Annotated in this window: 15 protein-coding genes and 1 pseudogene; 6 read left to right on the forward strand and 10 right to left on the reverse strand. The window is 58.3% G+C overall.

Features of this window, described 5'->3' with window-relative positions; translation table 11 throughout:
* The first annotated feature begins 36 nt into the window (after window positions 1-36).
* Genes ACYZUM_RS15070 through ACYZUM_RS15085 form a run of 4 tightly spaced genes read left to right on the forward strand, consistent with a single transcriptional unit; the run spans window position 37 to window position 3420 of the window.
* On the forward strand, window positions 37-726 hold the full coding sequence (locus ACYZUM_RS15070; RefSeq protein WP_007961305.1) for a GNAT family N-acetyltransferase: 690 nt from the start codon (window positions 37-39) through the stop codon (window positions 724-726).
* 4 nt (window positions 727-730) lie between these two features.
* Window positions 731-1909 carry a GNAT family N-acetyltransferase gene (locus ACYZUM_RS15075; RefSeq protein ID WP_108183144.1) on the forward strand — a complete coding sequence of 393 codons (1179 nt, stop codon included), beginning with the start codon at window positions 731-733 and terminating at the stop codon, window positions 1907-1909.
* Entirely contained in the window at window positions 1881-2672 is a 792-nt protein-coding gene (locus ACYZUM_RS15080; RefSeq protein WP_108184411.1) for a ChbG/HpnK family deacetylase, read from the forward strand. Before ACYZUM_RS15075 ends, ACYZUM_RS15080 begins: the two co-directional genes overlap by 29 nt.
* Window positions 2673-2727: 55 nt before the next feature.
* Window positions 2728-3420: a GNAT family N-acetyltransferase gene (locus ACYZUM_RS15085; protein WP_041066238.1), complete on the forward strand. Its 693-nt coding sequence runs from the start codon at window positions 2728-2730 to the stop codon at window positions 3418-3420.
* A 307-nt stretch (window positions 3421-3727) separates the two neighbouring features.
* Here ACYZUM_RS15085 and ACYZUM_RS15090 read toward each other — a convergent pair whose 3' ends face one another.
* Together ACYZUM_RS15090 and ACYZUM_RS15095 are read right to left on the reverse strand one after the other, a co-directional pair.
* The gene (locus ACYZUM_RS15090) at window positions 3728-4534 is read right to left on the reverse strand and encodes a class I SAM-dependent methyltransferase (protein ID WP_108183145.1); all 807 of its coding nucleotides are present in this window, start codon (window positions 4532-4534) and stop codon (window positions 3728-3730) included.
* Window positions 4535-4733: 199 nt separating this feature from the next.
* The gene (locus tag ACYZUM_RS15095) at window positions 4734-5621 is read right to left on the reverse strand and encodes a LysR family transcriptional regulator (RefSeq protein WP_007961294.1); all 888 of its coding nucleotides are present in this window, start codon (window positions 5619-5621) and stop codon (window positions 4734-4736) included.
* Window positions 5622-5820: 199 nt separating this feature from the next.
* Between ACYZUM_RS15095 and ACYZUM_RS15100 the strand changes: the two genes are divergently transcribed.
* Together ACYZUM_RS15100 and ACYZUM_RS15105 are read left to right on the forward strand one after the other, a co-directional pair.
* A complete protein-coding gene (locus tag ACYZUM_RS15100; protein WP_108183146.1) occupies window positions 5821-6837 on the forward strand; it encodes an alpha/beta hydrolase in 1017 nt (338 codons plus the stop codon).
* Between the two features lie 207 nt (window positions 6838-7044).
* A complete protein-coding gene (locus ACYZUM_RS15105) occupies window positions 7045-8472 on the forward strand; it encodes a mechanosensitive ion channel family protein (protein WP_108183147.1) in 1428 nt (475 codons plus the stop codon).
* Between the two features lie 87 nt (window positions 8473-8559).
* Here ACYZUM_RS15105 and ycaC read toward each other — a convergent pair whose 3' ends face one another.
* From ycaC to ACYZUM_RS15145, 8 genes and pseudogenes are all read right to left on the reverse strand, one after another.
* Window positions 8560-9183, reverse strand: a complete 624-nt coding sequence (gene ycaC, locus ACYZUM_RS15110; RefSeq protein ID WP_108183148.1) for an isochorismate family cysteine hydrolase YcaC — start codon at window positions 9181-9183, stop codon at window positions 8560-8562.
* 68 nt (window positions 9184-9251) lie between these two features.
* Window positions 9252-11090, reverse strand: coding sequence for an amidohydrolase (locus tag ACYZUM_RS15115; RefSeq protein ID WP_108183149.1), 1839 nt, complete (start codon window positions 11088-11090; stop codon window positions 9252-9254).
* A gap of 45 nt (window positions 11091-11135) precedes the next feature.
* A complete protein-coding gene (locus ACYZUM_RS15120; protein ID WP_108183150.1) occupies window positions 11136-11762 on the reverse strand; it encodes an antibiotic biosynthesis monooxygenase in 627 nt (208 codons plus the stop codon).
* A complete protein-coding gene (locus ACYZUM_RS15125) occupies window positions 11755-12171 on the reverse strand; it encodes a DoxX family protein (protein ID WP_108183151.1) in 417 nt (138 codons plus the stop codon). Before ACYZUM_RS15125 ends, ACYZUM_RS15120 begins: the two co-directional genes overlap by 8 nt.
* Before the next feature lie 237 nt (window positions 12172-12408).
* Complete coding sequence (locus ACYZUM_RS15130) at window positions 12409-14079, reverse strand: hypothetical protein (RefSeq protein ID WP_108183152.1); 1671 nt, start codon at window positions 14077-14079, stop codon at window positions 12409-12411.
* Window positions 14080-14294: 215 nt separating this feature from the next.
* Window positions 14295-14414, reverse strand: a pseudogene (locus ACYZUM_RS15135) (LysR family transcriptional regulator); the annotation flags it as partial.
* Window positions 14415-14542: 128 nt separating this feature from the next.
* Window positions 14543-16453, reverse strand: coding sequence for an RCC1 domain-containing protein (locus ACYZUM_RS15140; RefSeq protein ID WP_108183153.1), 1911 nt, complete (start codon window positions 16451-16453; stop codon window positions 14543-14545).
* 18 nt (window positions 16454-16471) lie between these two features.
* Entirely contained in the window at window positions 16472-18364 is a 1893-nt protein-coding gene (locus tag ACYZUM_RS15145; RefSeq protein ID WP_108183154.1) for an RCC1 domain-containing protein, read from the reverse strand.
* Window positions 18365-18398 lie beyond the last annotated feature (34 nt).

Here is an 18398-nt window from a genome sequence, read left to right on the forward strand (position 1 = left end):
AGTCGTTCGCCCTGCGATATCGCCGGAGTACAGAACATGGGTACCGTCAGCAAACTCAGTCAGCACATCAAACAAAAAGGCCTGCGCGCCACCCTCGCCAAGGCGTGGAAGCACTACGTATTTTTCCATCAGGAACTGCTGTGGATGGAGCGCGATCTGGTCAGTCCAGTGCCACCGCACAGCCTCAAACCGTACCCGCCGCTGCGGGTGGTAAAAATCACCGCCGACAACGCCAGCGCCTTTGCCCGCTACTTCGGCGACCGCGTCGGGACCATGGCCGAGCTGGCCAACGAAGGGCACACCGGGCACATGCACCTGGACGATCAGGGCGATGCCGTGGCGTTCATCTGGGGCAGCGCACGGGACTACTTCGACCGGCATTACTACGGCTGCCTGTTCCCGGTAAAACCAGGGGAATTCTTCGAGTTCGGCGGCGAGCTGACCCGCGCCTACTGGGGCAGCGAACTGTCGGTAGACCTGCAGCTGGAACTGTGGAAAGCCATGGCGGCCCAGGGCTGCGACAAGGTGGTGGACGTCTGCGAATTCCACAACATCCCGGCGCTGAAACTGCATTTGCGCATGGGGTACACCGAGCAAGGCCGGATCATGAACGTCTACACCCTGTTCGGTCGCTGGCGCTTCTACCGCGAAACCCGCTACAGCGGCTCGCGGCTGGATGCGCTGCGCAAACCGTCCCGTCCACCTGTCACAGCCACGGCGGCCTGAATCTATGGTGACGCGATTCGAATGGTGCACTTCGTTGTGCGCTGCCGATTTCCCGGCGGTCGCCTATGAGGCGCTGCGCCTGCGGGTGACGGATCACACGCCGTTCAACCAACTGGGCTGGTTGTGCGCGGCGGAGCAGACACTGAGCGCGGGCGAGAGCCTGCACATCCTGCTCGGTTGGGAAGCGGACGAATTGCGCCTGTGCCTGCCACTGGTGGCGGGCCGCGAGCGCTTTGCCGGCATGCCGTTTCGCGTGTTGCATCACTTGGGCCATCCACTGGCGGACCGACTGGCGCTGCTGTCGTTGCTCGAGGGCGATGACATGCGCGAAGCCCTGCGCCTGATCCGCCGACACCTGCCGCACGCGCTGCTGCAACTCAACGAGTTATCCGAGCCTGCGGGTGAAGAAAGCGCTCTCACCCCATGGATGGCCCACAGTTCCACGGGCGAACGCCGTCTCAGTTGCCGGGTGCCGGTGCATCTGATCAGCGAGGCGGATCACCAGGAGGTCTCCGGTGACCCGCGCTACAAGCTGCGCCGGGCGCGCAAACGGATTGCCGCGTGTGGCGCCCTGGTGCGGCGCATTACCCCCGACGCGCTGAGCATGGGTCCACTGTTGCGGGCGATCAGCGAAGTCGAAGCGGTGAGCTGGAAAGGTGACGAAGGCGTGGGGATCTTCGCCAGCGAGCGCAGTCGGCAATGGATCGAACGCGCCTTCACCGCCCTCGCCGGCCAGGGCCTGGTGCGGGTGGTGACGCTGGAACTCAACGGGCGTTGCATCAGCTATCGCCTCGGCTTGCTGGAACAGGGTCGACTCTACGATTACAACCTCGCGTTCCTGCCGCAATACGCCGATCTGGGCAGCGGTCGGGTGTTGCTGGAGGAATGGATTCGCTGGGGGCTGGATGAGCACTGGCGCTGGATCGATGCCTCGCGGGTCAGCCTGGAAAACTCCAGCCACCAGTTACACGAGCGCATGACCGGCCAACTGGAACACTGGCGCTGGAGTTTCTATTCCTGGCGCCCCAGCGGGATATTGCTGGGGCTGGGGTTGCGCCTCTGGCATCGCTTGAAACCGACGGTGCAGCAATGGCGCGCGCGACGTGCAGCCAGACCGGCACCCACACCTGTCGTCATCACCACGGAGGGCGATCATGCCTCGCCAAGTCATAGTCAACGCTGACGATTTCGGTTTGAGCCCGAACGAAAACGCGACGATCTTCGCCGCGTTTCAGGCCGGGGTCATCAGCTCGGCCACGGCCATGGCCAACATGCCGGCATTTGAGGCGGCCTGTGTGATGGCCCGGCATGCGTCGCTGCAAGGTCGGGTCGGGTTGCACTTCAATCTGACTTACGGTCGACCGCTGAGTGCTTCGATTCTGCGCAGCCGAACCTTTTGCGACGGGCATGGCGTGTTCGATCTGAGCCTGCCACGCCATAGCCTGTGGCTGAGTCGCGAAGATCGCGACGCAGTACGAGAAGAGTTGCAGGCGCAGTGGCAGCGTTGTGTCGAGCATGGCGTACGGCCAAGCCACATCGACTCGCACCAACACGTGCACAACATCTGGCCGATTGGTGAAATCGTCGCGCGGTTTGCCGCTCAGCAAGGCGTGCCGATTCGCCTGGCGCGCAATCTGGGGCAGAACCTCAGTCTGCCAAAACGCGTGTTCAAAGGTTTGCTCAATTGGCGCTTGCAGAGTCTGGCCGGAGCCACGGCGGACTATGTGTGCACGCCGGTGGACCTGCGCAACGCCCCCGCACCGAGCGACGGCGTGCTGGAAATCGTCGCCCACCCCAATCAGCTCGACAGCGATTTCGGCGATGCCTATCTCAACCCTGGAGAATCCCTGAGCCGCGTGCTGGAGCAGCGGCTGACGGGGGTACCGCGGGTGTCCTATGCCGATCTGAACAAGGATTTTTTACGGGGTGCCGCGGCACTCGATTGATTCATTCTCACAACAGCAACATCCACCACACCGGGCCTCGGCCACGGAGGGCAACATGAGTGTTATCGAAAAGCTGCGCGAACGCATCCGTCAAAAAGGCCTCGGCCGTCTCTTCGCCACCCTGTGGAAACGCTACGTGTTCTTCCACTGGGAGCTGCTGTGGATGGAGCGCGACCTGGTCTCCCCGGTGCCGCCGCACAAGCTGCGCCCCTACGAAGGCTTGCGCAAAGTCGATATCACCCCGCTGAACACCGGGGCGTTCGCCAAACACTTCGGCGACCGCGTCGACACCATGGCCGAACTCGCCGCCGAGGGTCACACCGGACACATGTACCTCGATGCCGACGGCCACGCGGTGGCCTTCATCTGGGGCAGCATTCGCGACTACCACGACCGCCACTATTACGGCTGCTGGTTTCCGGTGAAACCTGGCGAGTTCTTCGAATTCGGCGGCGAAATGGCCCGGCCGTATTTCGGCACCAGCCTGTCGGTGGACGTACAAGTCGCCCTCTGGGAAGCCATGGCGGCTCAAGGCTGCGACAAAGTCGTCGACGTCTGCGAAACCCACAACATCCCGGCGCTGAAGCTGCACATCCGCATGGGCTACCACGAACAGGGCCGCGTCACCCACGTCTACGGCCTGTTCGGCCGCTGGCGCTTCTACCGCGAAAGCCGCTATGACGGCTCACGCCTGGAACCCCTGCGCAAACCTGGGCGGCCAGTGGTGAGTGCGGCGGCGCAGGCGTGATTCAATCGTAAAAGCGATGGCGGCCATTTGGCCGCCATCGCGAGCAGGCTCGCTCCCACATTGGATTTGTGTACGACACCATCTTCGAGCCATCGCCTATGTGGCACAGGCTTGCTCAAACATTCAGAAGGGTCAAACGGGCGAAGTTGGTTCTGATTCTTTCAGCCAGACTTGAGATCTTGCCGACGCCTTCGCTGGCAAGCCAGCTCCCACAGGTGTTCAGGTGTCCTCGCTATTTTCGTGCGAACCAAAAAACTGTGGGAGTCTGGCTTGCCAGCGATGAGGCCGGTTGGAGCGATGGAAAGCTTCAGGCCTTGCTGGCGACCAGGGTGAAGCACAGCGGCATCTGCGCTGGCCGATTCAGGTACTGGTCATACACCTCTTCGCGGTTCGAATGTGCATATTCCCTGAAATGCGCGATGTTCAGGCCGGCGGCGATGGCACCGCTGAAGATCGCGCCGAGGGTGTGCACGAACCAGTAGGACTTGGCAGCCTGCTGCTCGACCTTGCCGACGTAGACAATCGGTTCTTCCTGCACGAATGGCTCGGCGCGGAAGTAGGAGCTGGCGAGGCGGTGCGGGTCTTCGCCTTCAGGATCAACCATTTCCAGAAACGGATGGGTTTCATAGATCACCAGTTTGCCGCCCGGTTTCAGGGTTAACGCCACGTGGCGAAAGAACTCGCCGATGTCGGGCATCCAGTTCAGCACGCCGATGGTGATCAGCGCCACGTCGAAGCGGCTGTGCAGCGCAGCCGGCAAGTGATGGATATCGCTTTCGATGAATTCAGCGTTGTACGGCGAGCGCTGGTTCAATTCGCGAGCCTGTTCGAGAAACGCCTCCGATTGATCGACGCCGACCACACTGCGCGCACCGAGGGCAAACAGCGACAGGCTTTCGCGACCGTTGTTGCAACCGAGTTGAATCAACTCTTTACCGTCCACGCCGACCTGTTCCAGCAGACCGCGCAAGGTGTCGTCGAGGCAGGAAAAATCTGCCTGCGAAACGTCGTTCAACAGCGCTTGCCATTCCGCCGATTCACGGTGATGGCGAGCGGAATCGTTCCACGCCTGTCGATTGCTGTCGATGGCGGTTTTATTGTTGGGCACTTCCATGGCGCACTCCGGACGATGCTCGTGATTGAGCGGCCCCGAGTCTAGAACAGCCCGATCAATACGGTTGTTGCGACTTTGTAAGCCACACCGCCGATCCACTGTGGGAGCTGGCTTGCCAGCGATTGTGGCGGTTCAGCCAAATCATCATCGACTGAAACACCGCTATTGCGAGCAGGCTCACTCCTACAGTTCGGAACGCTTACATCTGATTCAGGCGCTCGCGCAAAAACTCGACCAACGCCTGCACCGGGCGCGACGCTTGGCGATGCTGCGGGTAGACCGCCGACAGGGTCAGCGGTTCGGGCCTGTAGTCGTCGAGCACCGGTACCAGACGCCCGTCCTTCAGCGCCGCGCCGACGATGAACGTCGGCAGATAGGTAATCCCCATTCCTTGCACGGCCGCATCGCGCAGCAACTCGCCGTTGTTCACCCGCATGCGCCCGGTGACGTTGACCAGCAGCGGCTTGCCCTGCCCCGCGTTGAAGCGCCATTGCACCGAACGACCATGGCCGTACGGCAGGCAGTCGTGGCTGTGCAGGTCTTCGGGGTTGAGCGGTGTGCCACGTTCGGCCAGATACGCCGGGCTGGCGCAGTACACCCGTTCGATGGCGGCGATACGCCGGGCGATCAGCGTCGAGTCTTCCAGCACACCGATACGCAACGCCAGGTCATAACCTTCGCCGAGCAGGTCCACCGGGCGATCACTCAAATCCACTTCCACGGTGACATCGCGATAGCGCTGCAAAAACAGCGGCAACAGACAACCCAGATGCGCCACGGCAAATGACAGCGGCGCACTGACGCGAATCGTCCCGCGCGGCTCGGCGGTTTGCCCAGCAATGCCCTGTTCGACCTGTTCCACTTCGCCCAGCAGGCGCAGCGCCGATTCGTAGTAGCTCTGACCCAGTGGCGTGACGTCGAGGCGTCGGGTGGAACGGTTCAACAACCGCACACCGAGGCGCTCTTCGAGCTGCATCAAACGGCGGCTGACGAACTGCTTGGACAGGCCCAACTGATCGGCCGCAGCAGTGAAACTGCCGGAGTCCATGACCTGGCAAAAAATACGCATGTCTTCGAACGGGTTCATTGTCACTCTCTGGTAGACAGTCAAACGCTTTATAGCCGCTTTTTCACATTTCGACAGCTCATTAATCTGTGTTCACGGTGTTGAAACCAACCCCAAACCTGTAAGAGCTGCCGAAGGCTGCGATCTTTTAAAGATCAAAAGATCGCAGCCTTCGGCAGCTCCTACAGAGAACACGACCAATCAAAAAATGGAATTGAGCATGAACATCAAAAAAACCCTGACCGCCTCCCTCCTCGCCCTCTCCATCGGCAACGCATTCGCCGCCGGCAGCCCGGGTGTCGAACACAACACCCAGGCCTTTCTCGAAGCCCTCGCCGCCGGCGGTGGCAAACCATTGGAACAGTTGAGCCCGAAGGATGCCCGTGCGGTGCTGACCGGTGCCCAGGCGTCGGTGAAGGTTGACCTCTCCGGGGTTGAAGTCAGCGACAAGGCGATCAAGGTCGATGGCCAGACCATCAACCTGAAAGTGGTGCGGCCGGCCAAGGTCAAAGGCGAATTGCCGGTGTTCATGTTCTTCCACGGTGGTGGTTGGGTGTTGGGCGATTACCCGACTCACCAACGCCTGATTCGCGATCTGGTGGTCGGCTCTGGAGCGGTCGCGGTGTACGTCGATTACACGCCGTCGCCGGAAGCTCAGTACCCGACAGCGATCAACCAGGCCTATGCGGCGACAAAATGGGTCGCGGAAAACGGCAAGCAGATCGGGGTCGACGGCAAGCGTCTGGCGGTGGCCGGTAACAGCGTCGGCGGCAACATGGCGGCGGTCGTGGCGTTGATGGCCAAGGAACAGAAAACCCCGGCCCTGCGCTTCCAGTTGCTGATGTGGCCGGTGACCAACGCCGGGTTCGATAACGGCTCGTACCAGCAATTTGCCGAGGGCCACTTCCTGACCAAGGGCATGATGCAGTGGTTCTGGGACAACTACACCACCAACCCGGCCGAACGCGCACAGATCCACGCCTCGCCGCTCAACGCCAGCGCCGAACAGCTCAAGGGCCTGCCCGCCGCGCTGGTACAGACCGCCGAGTTCGACGTATTGCGTGACGAAGGCGAAGGCTACGCACGGCATCTGGATGCGGCCGGCGTGCCGGTGACCTCGGTGCGCTACAACGGGATGATTCATGACTTTGGTTTGCTCAACCCACTGAGCCAGATTCCCGAAGTGAAAGCGGCCGTGCGCCAGGCCGCAGCTGAGCTGAAGACGCATCTGAACTGAGGCCCCCTCCCTCGCCACACCCAACGGTGTGGCGAGTTTTTTGATTGCAAGAACCCTTGTGGTGAGGGGATTCATCCCCGATGGGTTGCGAAGCGACCCCACTGCCAACCAGAAAGGCAGGGGACTGCTGCGCAGTCCATCGGGGATGAATCCCCTCACAACTAAAGCCTCTTCAACACCGACGTTCATGCAGTTCCGGAGATCGCCATGTCCATCCTCCTCACCCACCTGCTGTCCTGGAGCGCCGCGCTGTTGCTGCTCGACGCCCTGCTCTGGCACCTCGCCCCGTTCAAGCACCGCGCGCCGCGGGTCGGTGTGCGGCTGGTGCTGTTTCTGGCATTCAGCGCGCTGGCCATCAATGCCGGCGTCAGCCCGTTGCAGGCTCCACTGTTTGCCGATGACCCGGTGACGCAGCTCGGGGCGACGGCGCTGGGCATTCTCTGGTGGCTGTACGCCGCGCGGGTGCTGACCGAAGTGATCGGCCTGATTCTGATGCGACGCATCGGCCACAGCGGTCGGCTGTTGCAGGACGTGATTGGCGCGCTGGTGTTTCTGGCGGCGATCGTCGCGGCCGCCGGGTATGTGCTGGAGCTGCCGGTCAAAGGCTTGCTGGCGACGTCCGGGGTGGTGGCGATCGTCGTCGGTCTGGCGTTGCAAAGCACCTTGAGCGACGTGTTCTCGGGGATCGTGCTCAACACCACCAAGCCGTATCAGGTCGACGATTTCGTGGTGATCGACGGTGTCGAGGGCAAGGTCATCGACATCGACTGGCGCGCCACGCATTTGTTGACCAGCAGCGGCACCCTGGCGGTCGTACCGAACTCGGTGGCGGCCAAGGCGAAAATCGTCAATCTCAGTCGCCCGACCAACCTGCACGGGGTCTCGATCAGCATCAAGGTGCCGAATCACATTCGCCCGCGGCGGGTGCTCGACGCCCTCGACCGCACCCTGCAAGGCAGCAGCAGTCTGCTGCTCAATCCGCCGCCCAAAGCCGTGTTGAAAGAGGCCGGTGAGGAGATGTCCGAGTATGTCGCCAGCGGTTTCATCAGTGAACTGGGCAAGAAAGGCGAAGTGCGCAATCAACTGTTCGACCTCGCCCACCGGCATCTCGAAGCTGCAGGTATTTCCCGCCATCCCGATGGCGTGATCGAGCCCTCGACCCGCGCCCGGGCGTTGCTCGATGAAGTGAAAGTTTTCCGCTCGTTGAGCCATGAGGAACGTGATCGCCTCGCCGAATCGATGGTCGCACAACAATACGCGGCCGGTCAGGTGGTGCTGGGTCTGGATGAAGTGCCCGACAGTCTGTTTGTCATCGCCACCGGCGTGGTCAGTGCCACCGTGCCCGACGGCGACGGCCAGACCGAGGCCGGACGCATGGGGCCAAGCGAGGTCATGGGCGAACAGAGCATCCTCGCCGATACGCCGTCGCAAGCGACGTTCACCGCACTGACGTCGAGCATCATCTACCGCCTCGACAAAGCCCTGACCCGTCAGTGCATGGAGCAGCGCAGCGAAGTCGGCCAGGCGTTGAACAAATTGCAGGCCGTGCGACAGCAGAACAGCCGTCTGGCGTTGATGGCCAAACCGGTGGCGGTGCGCAAAGGTGGTTTTTTGGGATGGCTGCAGAAACGTTAAAAGCAAAAGATCGCAGCCTGCGGCAGCTCCTACATTGGAACGCGTTCCTCTGTAGGAGCTGCCGCAGGCTGCGATCTTTTGATCTTCTTACTTGGCAGTGAACTTGGTGTAGCTGTTGATCAGGTTGCGGTAGTTCGGCAGGCGTTCGGACAGCAGATGCGCCAGGCCTTCCATGTCGTTGCGCCAGTCACCTTGCAGCTCGCACGCCACCGAGAACCAGTTCAGCAGATGTGCACCGGCAGCCGACATCCGCGCCCACGCCGCTTGTTGCACGGTGGTGTTGAAAGTGCCGGACGAGTCGGTGACCACAAACACTTCAAAACCTTCGGCGATGGCCGACAGGGTCGGGAACGCCACGCAGACGTCGGTCACCACACCGGCGATGATCAGTTGCTTGCGGCCGGTGGCTTTGATTGCCTTGACGAAGTCTTCGTTGTCCCAGGCGTTGATCTGGCCAGGACGTTGAATGAACGGCGCATCCGGGAACTGCTCGCGCAGCTCAGGCACGATCGGGCCGTTCGGGCCGGCGTCGAAACTGGTGGTGAGGATGGTTGGCAGCTTGAAGAACTTGGCGATGTCGCCCAGTGCCAGCACGTTGTTTTTGAATTCGTTTGGCGAGAAATCCTGTACCAGCGAAATCAGACCGGTCTGGTGGTCGACCAGCAGCACGACCGCATCATCTTTGTTCAGACGCTTGTAGGGAACGCTCATGGGAAACTCCTCGGTGGATGGTTGTTGCATGAGGCGCCGACCGGATGGCCGGCGCTTTTTTGTAGTGATCAGAACGCGAAACAGGAACAGCCGAACGCGCCCCAGAAACCGGCGAAGTCACTGACCGGTGCATTCGACAGTCGGGCTTTTTCATGGCTGTGCGCGTGCACCGCGCAGGCACCGACGCACTGATGCACCTGCGCCTGCAAAGGCGAATTCGGGCGCCAGTGGCCCGGCACCTTGACCACCGGCGACCAATCCGGCAGCACGGGGATCGAGCGTGGGCCGAGGTCTTCGAAATCGCCGGCGGCGTAAACGATCTTGCCGCCGACCACGGTCAGCACCGACTCGATCCACTTGATCGCTTCTTCCTCGACGTGGAAGAAGTCCGCGCTCAGTGCCGCCAGATCCGCCAGTTGCCCGACCTTGATCTGGCCCTTCTTGCCCTGCTCGGACGAGAACCAGGCGCTGCCGTGGGTGAACAATTCCAACGCAGTGGTGCGCGGCAACCCTTCTTCGTACAAGGCCAGACCGCCGACGGTGCGGCCGCTGACCATCCAGTACAGCGAGGTCCACGGGTTGTAGCTGGAAACCCGCGTGGCATCGGTGCCGGCGCCGACCGGTAAGCCTTCGGCGAGCATGCGTTTGATCGGCGGCGTGGCTTCGGCGGCTTTCGCGCCGTAACGGTCAACGAAGTATTCGCCCTGGAACGCCATGCGATCCTGAATCGCGATGCCGCCGCCCAGCGCCCTCACCCGCTCAATGTTCTGCGGGGTGATGGTTTCGGCATGGTCGAAGAACCACGGCAGACCGTTGAACGGAATGTCGCGATTGACCTTCTCGAACACGTCGAGCATGCGGCTGATCGATTCGTTGTAGGTGGCGTGCAAGCGGAATGGCCAGCGCTGCTCGACCAAGTGGCGCACCACCGGCTCCAGCTCCTGTTCCATGCTCTGTGGCAGGTCCGGGCGCGGCTCCAGAAAGTCTTCGAAATCCGCCGCTGAGAACACCAGCATCTCGCCAGCGCCGTTGTGGCGCAGGAAGTCATCGCCCTGATGCAACTTGACGCTGCCGGTCCAGTTCTGGAAATCGGTCAGCTCTTCTTTCGGTTTCTGGGTGAACAGGTTGTAGGCGATACGCACGGTCAACTGATCATCTTTGGCCAGTTGCTCGATCACCTGATAGTCGTCGGGGTAGTTCTGGAAACCACCGCCGGCATCGATCGCGCTGGTCAGGCCGAGGCGATTGAGTTCGCGCATGAACTGCCGGGTCGAGTTGACCTGATAGTCCAGCGGCAGCTTCGGCCCCTTGGCCAGCGTCGAGTACAGAATCATCGCATTGGGTTTTGCCACCAGCATGCCGGTCGGATTGCCGTTGGCATCGCGCACGATCTCGCCGCCCGGCGGGTTCGGCGTGTCGCGGGTGTAACCGGCAACCCGCAGTGCGGCACGGTTGAGCAAGGCGCGGTCGTACAGGTGCAGAACGAACACCGGCGTATCCGGCGCGGCCTGGTTGAGTTCTTCGAGGGTCGGCATGCGCTTTTCGGCGAACTGGAATTCGTTCCAGCCACCGACCACGCGCACCCATTGCGGGGTCGGCGTGCGGTCCGCCTGCTCCTTGAGCATGCGCAGTGCATCAGCCAGCGACGGCACGCCTTCCCAGCGCAGTTCGAGGTTGTAGTTGAGGCCGCCACGGATCAGGTGCAAGTGCGAGTCGTTGAGGCCGGGGATCACGCAGCGCCCATGCAGGTCGATCACTTGCGTGGCCGAACCACGCAGGGCCATGGCCTGGGTGTCGTTGCCGACGACGACAAAGCGTCCGTCCTTGATCGCCACAGCACTGGCGAGGGGTTTTTCGCGGTCTACCGTATGAAATTGGCCATTGAACAGAATCAGATCGGCGTTCATCGCAGTTCCTTCGAGATAAGTGAAACGAAGTCCGTATCCGCCCCTTCAGCGCGGCGGATGGGCGTTGGATTCCAGGTGCTCATGGGGCTGAGTGGCCGCCAGCCACGGCGCGAACAAGCGAGTGGCGGCCGGCATGCAGACGTACACCACCGACAGCACGATGGTCAGGGTGATCAGGAACGTGGCGACCACATAGTTGGACAGGAATGCATTGAGTTGCAGCAGCGGTCCCCAGATCAGCGGCACCAGCAAGGTGTGCGGCAGGATCACGAACAGCGTCACGACGGCCTGCTTCCAGCGTGGAGGTGGCGTGGCAGCGTCGACCAGTGGCGTGAACCAGAATTCGTTGGCCGCATTGACCTCGGTCTGGTCGCCGTCGGCGAGCATCGGCGCGGCTTCTTCGATCAGCGCCTGACGCTGTGGGGAGTCGAGCCAGCGCTGCATCGCCTCGGTCGAGCAATAACGCAGCACGCAGGTGAACAGCGCGAGGCCACCCTGTTTACTGCGCATTACGTCCACACCCAGGTGCCCTTCTTCACGCCCCGCCACGCTGACGATATTGCGCAGCCAGGCTTCGTAGGGCTGTTCGAAGCCGGCCTTGACCCGGTGCTTGACGATCAGCGTCACGGTTTCTTCGGTTCCCGGTTTTCTCAGGGACGGGGTATCAGGCATAGCGAAGCACTCCGGGCAAACGAGCATTGAGCGCCAGCCGTCCGGGCCCGGCGATCAGCACAGTGGTGAAGAGGATCAACAGCAACCAGCCGAACTGCCCTTCGGCCACACTCCATTGCGGATGCACGAACAGCAGCGCTACCAGCAGCACAAACAGAATAGGCAAGCACGCCAGTCTCACCAGTAACCCGGCGACGATCAGCAGCGGACAGAGGACTTCGGCGAAGATCGCCAGGATCAGCGTGAGGTGAGCACCGAGATGGAACGGGTCTTCGATGAGTTGCAATTGCGCGGCGAAGTCCAGCAGCTTGGGCAAGCCGTGGACGAACAGTAGAAACAACCCGCCGGTCACCCGCAGAAACAGCAGGCCGAGGTTTTGCGCCCGATCATTGCGTTGTACAGCGTTCATGGGCCCACCCTTGATCAATCATTGCCGGTAATGGTGCAACGATTGATCCAGGGGAAATTGGATGGGTGTGCTCTCTTTGCCTTGGAGCGGTCGGGCTACAGTGGTGCTTCAGCCTTCAACTGCAGATTATCCAGCGCCCGGTTCGCCGCCAACGCACCGAGCATGATCCATTGCGCGATCCACAGAAAAACGAGCCTTCATCGCTGACACTTGTAAATAGAACATTCATGTGTCACTTCAATAGCCCCCAAAGGAAGTGTCCATTCCCGCTGCTGGCTCTCCAGGTGCAATCTGATCATCGGGGTTATAACTGAACACGTTAGTATCTGATGCCTCCATATCGACTTTTACTATCGGCAAAAATCGACCTGTCGTCTGGAAGTAATCGTGTTGACCAAACTGAGCCTGCAACAAGCCCTTGCTGGTGTAGTGGCCCTTGAGGCTGTAGTAAAAAGCTTCAAGCGGAATCTGTAAGGGTATGTCCTGAGGCCATGTTTGAATCATGACCTCATTCCATCCATCGCCATTCGGCACGCTGGGGCGAACATCGATGTTAAGTTGAAACTGTTCAGGATCAATATTGAAAGCACAACTTGTGCGCGGCTGTGCGGCATAGAGAGCAGCCCAACTCTCTACACTAGTGACACCCCGTTCGTCGCACATCTGCCCCCGAACTCGACAGGTGTCTTCTACTGGACGGGCTGTAGCTCCGTCAAAGGGATAGGCACACATTACTCTGAGAGGAGTTGCCGCCGGTGCGAAGCTTTCACGAACAATAAAACCCTGTTGATATACCGGCTTTTTCAAGTTTGCGTCCTTGCGCAAATAGGTAAATGAAACCCCATTATTGATGACAGAACCCGGACTGGGATTCCACATATGGTAGCTTGTGGAGGCTTTGGTTCCCCTTATCAATACACCATTGCAATGAAATGCCGTTTTACCGCCTGAACAAGTTTTACTGGTATTCATGTATCTCGCATTGAGCTGAGCAGCCACTTGATAACCGACATACAACTGATCTTGTTGATTGAAGCCAAATACTTTATCGGGTGCCAAGTCGAGAGCCAAACGTAATATGGGCAACCAATCGCCGGTGGCCTTGAAGTAGTCACGTTGATCTTTTTGAGCTCCCGCTAATGCTCCTTCATGTGTCACGTCATAAAAAAGCCCCAGAATCGGCATTTGCAAGGGTGCGCTGGCCTCCCAGTTGCGAATCTGTACTTGGGTGGGACGGGCTGACCACGCGGCATTGATCCCCTGATGAGCTATCAAACTTGCCTCAAATGTTTGTGGTTCTTGACTGCTGAATGAACATTGAGCTGCCGGCTGCCAGTCATGTTGTCGAAAATGTTCGATCCAACTCGCCGAATCATTGACCCCCAGGCTGGCACAGGAGCTTGGATCGGTCATTGCCGCGGCAGTCGGCACTTTCCATCCGCAACCAAATTCGGGATGCGCCGCTTGCAGAGGTAACTTGAATGGATAAGCACAAAGCAGTTCCAGGTCCTTGCCTTGGCCGATAGCCGTGAATCCATCGCTGAACAAAACTCCATGTGTTGCATCGAGTGTTCGTGTACTGAGATCGGAGCGCAAGTAAACAAAGCTTTCCGCCCCCAGTTGGGACGACACCGCATCATGCTTCCAGAACTCTCCCTCTGACGGGCTTCCACGCGCCAGTACACCGCTACAGAAAAAGGCCGGTTTATCCCCCGGACACACTCGAGTGTTGTATTGAAAACTGCGATTGAGCAACTGTGCAACTTCCGGCCCCGTGACTCCCTGAGCGTTCGCGGTCAGTAGCGTAAGAATCAGGAATGCAAGACATCCGAAGACCTTCGATTGCCTTGCCAATAGAAAGAAGTGAAAAGGTGAGCAGACAGTGTTTCCCGATATTTGAAAACTCATGACGAAAACTCCTGCCAACAAAAGAGGCGACGGAGCATTTAGACTCGAGATGAGCGGGGTTGGCTACTGTCAGAAATTACAGGTTTTGTCCTGTTCCGACAAAAGGCTCGATCGAATAATTACCTTCGATGTATCGCGTGCAAAAAGTTCGCTCGGCGAAAGCCGAAAGGCCTTGTGGCTTATCGCACGCAACCACAATACCTTTGAACACCGCGCTAAACCGCCGGCATATCCAGCGACACCGACATGAACTGGCTGATCCGCGACCGCAGCCAGCGCTCCGCCGGGTCGTTGTCATGCACCCCGCTCCACGCCATCGACAGTTGCGCCGCATCACCGCAGGAGTGCACTGTTGATTCGACGGGGATACCTCACAAGCCGCTGGAATGATTGTCCGGCAACGCACAACATCGTGCCCGATCAGAATCACTGGCCAGGCACGTGCAGCAAACATTCCATCACTCTATTCAGGCTTCAACATGCCGGATATCCGCCCAGGCTGCGGCTTGTAATACTGATTGTTCACATTCCCCCCCCAAAGCACATAGCTACCATCCCTACGCCGTGCTGCAAACGATGGGTCATTGTGAGGGGGGGTTGGAGGAGGCACCTGATAAAACGGGTAACGCTTGATCGAATAAAGTTCAACAACATCTCTGCTCAGGTATCCAGCCAGCTCCGGGGGGATCGGCGGAATCTCGCCCGCGTCCTCCATGGCCAGAGTCGCCCCCCAGACAATGACCGCGCCGTAAACGCCGCCTTGGGTGGCAACCACACCGTATGCACCATTTGTGCTGTACACGCCTGTGATTTTGCTGGCCATCAATGCCTGCCTCACCCCGGAACCAAATGCCCCGCCGTGCGTATTCATGCCCCAGGGTATGACCGCTTGGGTCCGACCATCAGCATATTGGCTCACCAGAAAAAAGCTCAGGTCATTTGCGTAAATTCTGACCTCGCCTGGAATCGTGATTGCACGGCTACCCACATGACTGCAGGCATAGCCGGGATGGGGATTCATCTCCTTGATCACCGCTTCGATCTCCCTGCGAGTGGAATCGGTTATTGAGGCTCCACCGTAGCGTTGCGCCCCCCAGGACTCCGCCTCGCCACGTTCAGTAACCATACAGAAAGCCCAGCGTGATGCCTTGCACAGCATTACTCCGCCCCGCGCTGCGATCAACGATGCCGTCGCAGACATCAACCCTCCCTCCCCATCCACCCCCCAACTGACGGCCTTATGTCTATCGTGAGTAATCGCACAAAATGCTGTCGTAGACGCTATAACCGAACTCACGCCACCGTCGTCAATTATCGCCTCATACTTACTCGATGGAATCGCCCCTCCGTCAGCAGCTTTTCCCCACGTCGCGATGCTGCCGTCGCGGCCGATCGCACAAAAAGAAGCGGCAGCGGCAATAATTCGATCAACAAACATACCATTGAGGAGTACTTGAGCCTGGGCACTTATTGAACCTCCATTAGTTTGATTCCCCCACGCGTAAACCTTTCCGCCTTGGGTTCGCACCGCAAACGCATTTTCCGTAGCATGAATGGCGACAGGTTCATCAAAACGCAGAGCTCCCTGGATTTGCTCGGGAATAACATCACCGGAGTTTCTCAAACCAATAGCACCGATTCTATTGGCATCACCTGTAGCATTTTTATAAATGAAAGCAAAGCAGACACGGTTACTGTATACCGATTTGATATCCGTCAATTTGACTGAGTGATTGGCGGGAATGTTGGCACCCCAGACCAACAACTGATTGCTTTCCCCATTATCAACTAACGCTGCAAAATCTTTTTCAGTCGTGAACATTCGGGCCGCTGGATTGTTTTTCAAAAAGTTAACGATGTCAGGTGGTACCGGCAGGCCCCATCCCGTTTGACCTTCAAAATAAATATCCTGGGTGTCCGGGTCTATCAGGCCAAACGCGCCTCCCGTCGATACAAACACTCGATCCTGGGGTTCCGCACCATAAAAGGAAAAATTACCCCACTGTTTCAAAAAACTGTTCTCATTTTCTTCTGTACTGATCCCTTGAAATCCGGAGGTCACTTCTTTGGCGGCAGAGCTCACTTCTTCGCCCACCTCTCCTGTTGCGGAGACTGGGGTAACGCCAAATATGATGGTCCGATCGGTGTAGGCGTTCTTGATTTTCAAGTCGATAGCTACCCCCTCCGGCGCCTCGATTGGCATGCCATTGAGATACCACTGGTAGCGAGAGCTGCCTTCTGGATTTTCATCAGCATTTTGGTAGCGATAGCTGCCACGCAAGTAACCACCCATTACCGGATCCCCGATGATGATGACGTCACGTGCAATAGGTTCGGCTTTAGTGCTCATCTCGAAATCCTCTAGATTGATCAACCGCTTTCCTGCGGAATATCAGCTGTTTCTTTCGGGTTCGAACTCTTCCTGTTTGACGTGAGCTCCCCACGTCACGAATTTGTTGTTCGACTTGCGGGCGGCAAAAGCAGCCGGGACAGTAGCTGTCGAGGGGGCAGGCATCGCCTGGATGGTATAAATTTCGACTACGCCACTGCTTAATGCACTACGTAGTCCAGTCGGTATCAGTCCACCGTCCTGCGACGACCGCCCCCATGCAATGACAACGCCTTCGGTTGTGCCTTGGTCTACGATCGCCGCGAAAGCGCCATTGGTGTTGTAAATCTTGCGAATCCTGCTGGCCATCAGCGTTTGCTTGGTATCACTTGGCATCGTGCCGCCCACCGCTGCCAGCCCCCATGAAGTCACGTTTTTAGTGCGGCCATCGGCATGTCGACTGATCAGCAGGAAGCTTGCATCGTTGCGCAACAACTCAATCGTCTCTCCATCCTCCAATGCAAGATTGGAAGAGACTCTGCTTTGAGCGTCATTAGCAAACCTGGCGCCACTGAACATTGCCTTGATCTCAGATTCGACTCCATCTTGTTCAAGCGATGCCTGGGCATTCAATGGCAAGTCGAACGATTCGCCATCAGCACTTTGAGCGGGAATTGTGCCGCCCCCGTAACCGACTGATCCCGAGGCAGCGGCTTGCCCGGTTTCATTGATAAAACAGAAGGCCCATGGAGTGGCAGCACACAGCACCAGATTGCCACGAGCAGCAAGAGTGGCAGCCTGCTCTGACAACACTCCACCGTAAGCCGCCAATCCAAACGTCACTGCTTTCCGGCGCCCCTGAGTGATAACAATAAAAGCACTGTCGTTGGCAATGACATTGAGTGCCCCACCATCGTCATAGATTTTTTCCAGAGTTGCAGCGGAAATGACGCCGTTTAATCCCCATGCGATGATGTCTCCGGAGGCTGTCAATGCACAAAAAGCCGTACGTGAAGCAACGATTCGATTAACTTTCATACTATTGAGTAGTGTCTGTACCTCGGCTGGAATTTCACCTCCGTTTATCTTGTTGCCCCAGGTGTAAACGCGCCCGCCCACTGTTCGCACCGCGAAAGCATCTATCGTTGCATATATGGCCATTGGGCGATCAAACATTAGTTTGTTCTGTATCTCAACAGGAACTACTCCACCTTTTGCAGCGGGTCCCACCGCACCAATCGTATTCTCTCCGGGTTGTCGATTCTTGTAGATAAATGCCAATGAGGAACCGTTGTTGTAAACCGACTGGATATCTTGAAGGTCAGGAAGCGATACGGGCATATCGGTTCCCCATACGAGCAATTGATTATGATCCTTATCAACAGGGACCAGCGCCCCAAAGCTTTTCTCGGTAGTAAACATCGTTATGGCGGGATTGTTTTGTAGGTATGTTGCCAACTCCGGCGGAATAACGCCCCCAAAGCTTTGCGTACCCATGACGGATACATTCTGCGTCACTCTATTCTTTAGGGCGAACGCGCCAGCGGTCGAAGTAAAGACCCCATCCTTGGGGCCATTTGCATGGAAAGCGAACTGCCCGCGTTGTTTCAAGAAGCTGCCTTCACTTTCTTCGTCCGATATATTCTGAAATCCATCCCGAATAACTTTTATGGGATCAGAATTGTACTCGACACCCGTCTCCCCGGTTGCGGCGACAGGCTTAACCGAAAAAACAAGATCCTTTTCCGCATGTTCGGCCTTCAATGTCAGATCAATGGAAGTTGCGATAACGCTTCCACTGACACCACCGCTATACCAGCGAAATATCGACTCCCCCTCTGGATTTTCATCAGCGTTCTCATAAATGTAACTTCCGCCGAGTGTTCCACCTACCAAGGGCTCACCCATAATTGAAACTTGTTTTACCGTGGGAATTGCATTCACATTACGTTTCATCGCGATAACTCCTTATAGAGTTCCCGTTTACAGG

This window comes from Pseudomonas sp. m6p (assembly GCF_055760375.1).

What these genes read in the sequence shown, in the direction of transcription:
- ACYZUM_RS15090 (WP_108183145.1), bottom strand. Translation starts at nt 4,534, where the DNA reads ATGGAAGTGCCCAACAATAAAACCGCCATCGACAGCAATCGACAGGCG.
- ACYZUM_RS15120 (WP_108183150.1), bottom strand. Translation starts at nt 11,762, where the DNA reads ATGCCTGATACCCCGTCCCTGAGAAAACCGGGAACCGAAGAAACCGTG.
- ACYZUM_RS15130 (WP_108183152.1), bottom strand. Translation starts at nt 14,079, where the DNA reads ATGAGTTTTCAAATATCGGGAAACACTGTCTGCTCACCTTTTCACTTC.
- ycaC (WP_108183148.1), bottom strand. Translation starts at nt 9,183, where the DNA reads ATGAGCGTTCCCTACAAGCGTCTGAACAAAGATGATGCGGTCGTGCTG.
- ACYZUM_RS15105 (WP_108183147.1), top strand. Translation starts at nt 7,045, where the DNA reads ATGTCCATCCTCCTCACCCACCTGCTGTCCTGGAGCGCCGCGCTGTTG.
- ACYZUM_RS15115 (WP_108183149.1), bottom strand. Translation starts at nt 11,090, where the DNA reads ATGAACGCCGATCTGATTCTGTTCAATGGCCAATTTCATACGGTAGAC.
- ACYZUM_RS15085 (WP_041066238.1), top strand. Translation starts at nt 2,728, where the DNA reads ATGAGTGTTATCGAAAAGCTGCGCGAACGCATCCGTCAAAAAGGCCTC.
- ACYZUM_RS15100 (WP_108183146.1), top strand. Translation starts at nt 5,821, where the DNA reads ATGAACATCAAAAAAACCCTGACCGCCTCCCTCCTCGCCCTCTCCATC.
- ACYZUM_RS15075 (WP_108183144.1), top strand. Translation starts at nt 731, where the DNA reads ATGGTGACGCGATTCGAATGGTGCACTTCGTTGTGCGCTGCCGATTTC.
- ACYZUM_RS15095 (WP_007961294.1), bottom strand. Translation starts at nt 5,621, where the DNA reads ATGAACCCGTTCGAAGACATGCGTATTTTTTGCCAGGTCATGGACTCC.
- ACYZUM_RS15070 (WP_007961305.1), top strand. Translation starts at nt 37, where the DNA reads ATGGGTACCGTCAGCAAACTCAGTCAGCACATCAAACAAAAAGGCCTG.
- ACYZUM_RS15145 (WP_108183154.1), bottom strand. Translation starts at nt 18,364, where the DNA reads ATGAAACGTAATGTGAATGCAATTCCCACGGTAAAACAAGTTTCAATT.
- ACYZUM_RS15125 (WP_108183151.1), bottom strand. Translation starts at nt 12,171, where the DNA reads ATGAACGCTGTACAACGCAATGATCGGGCGCAAAACCTCGGCCTGCTG.
- ACYZUM_RS15080 (WP_108184411.1), top strand. Translation starts at nt 1,881, where the DNA reads ATGCCTCGCCAAGTCATAGTCAACGCTGACGATTTCGGTTTGAGCCCG.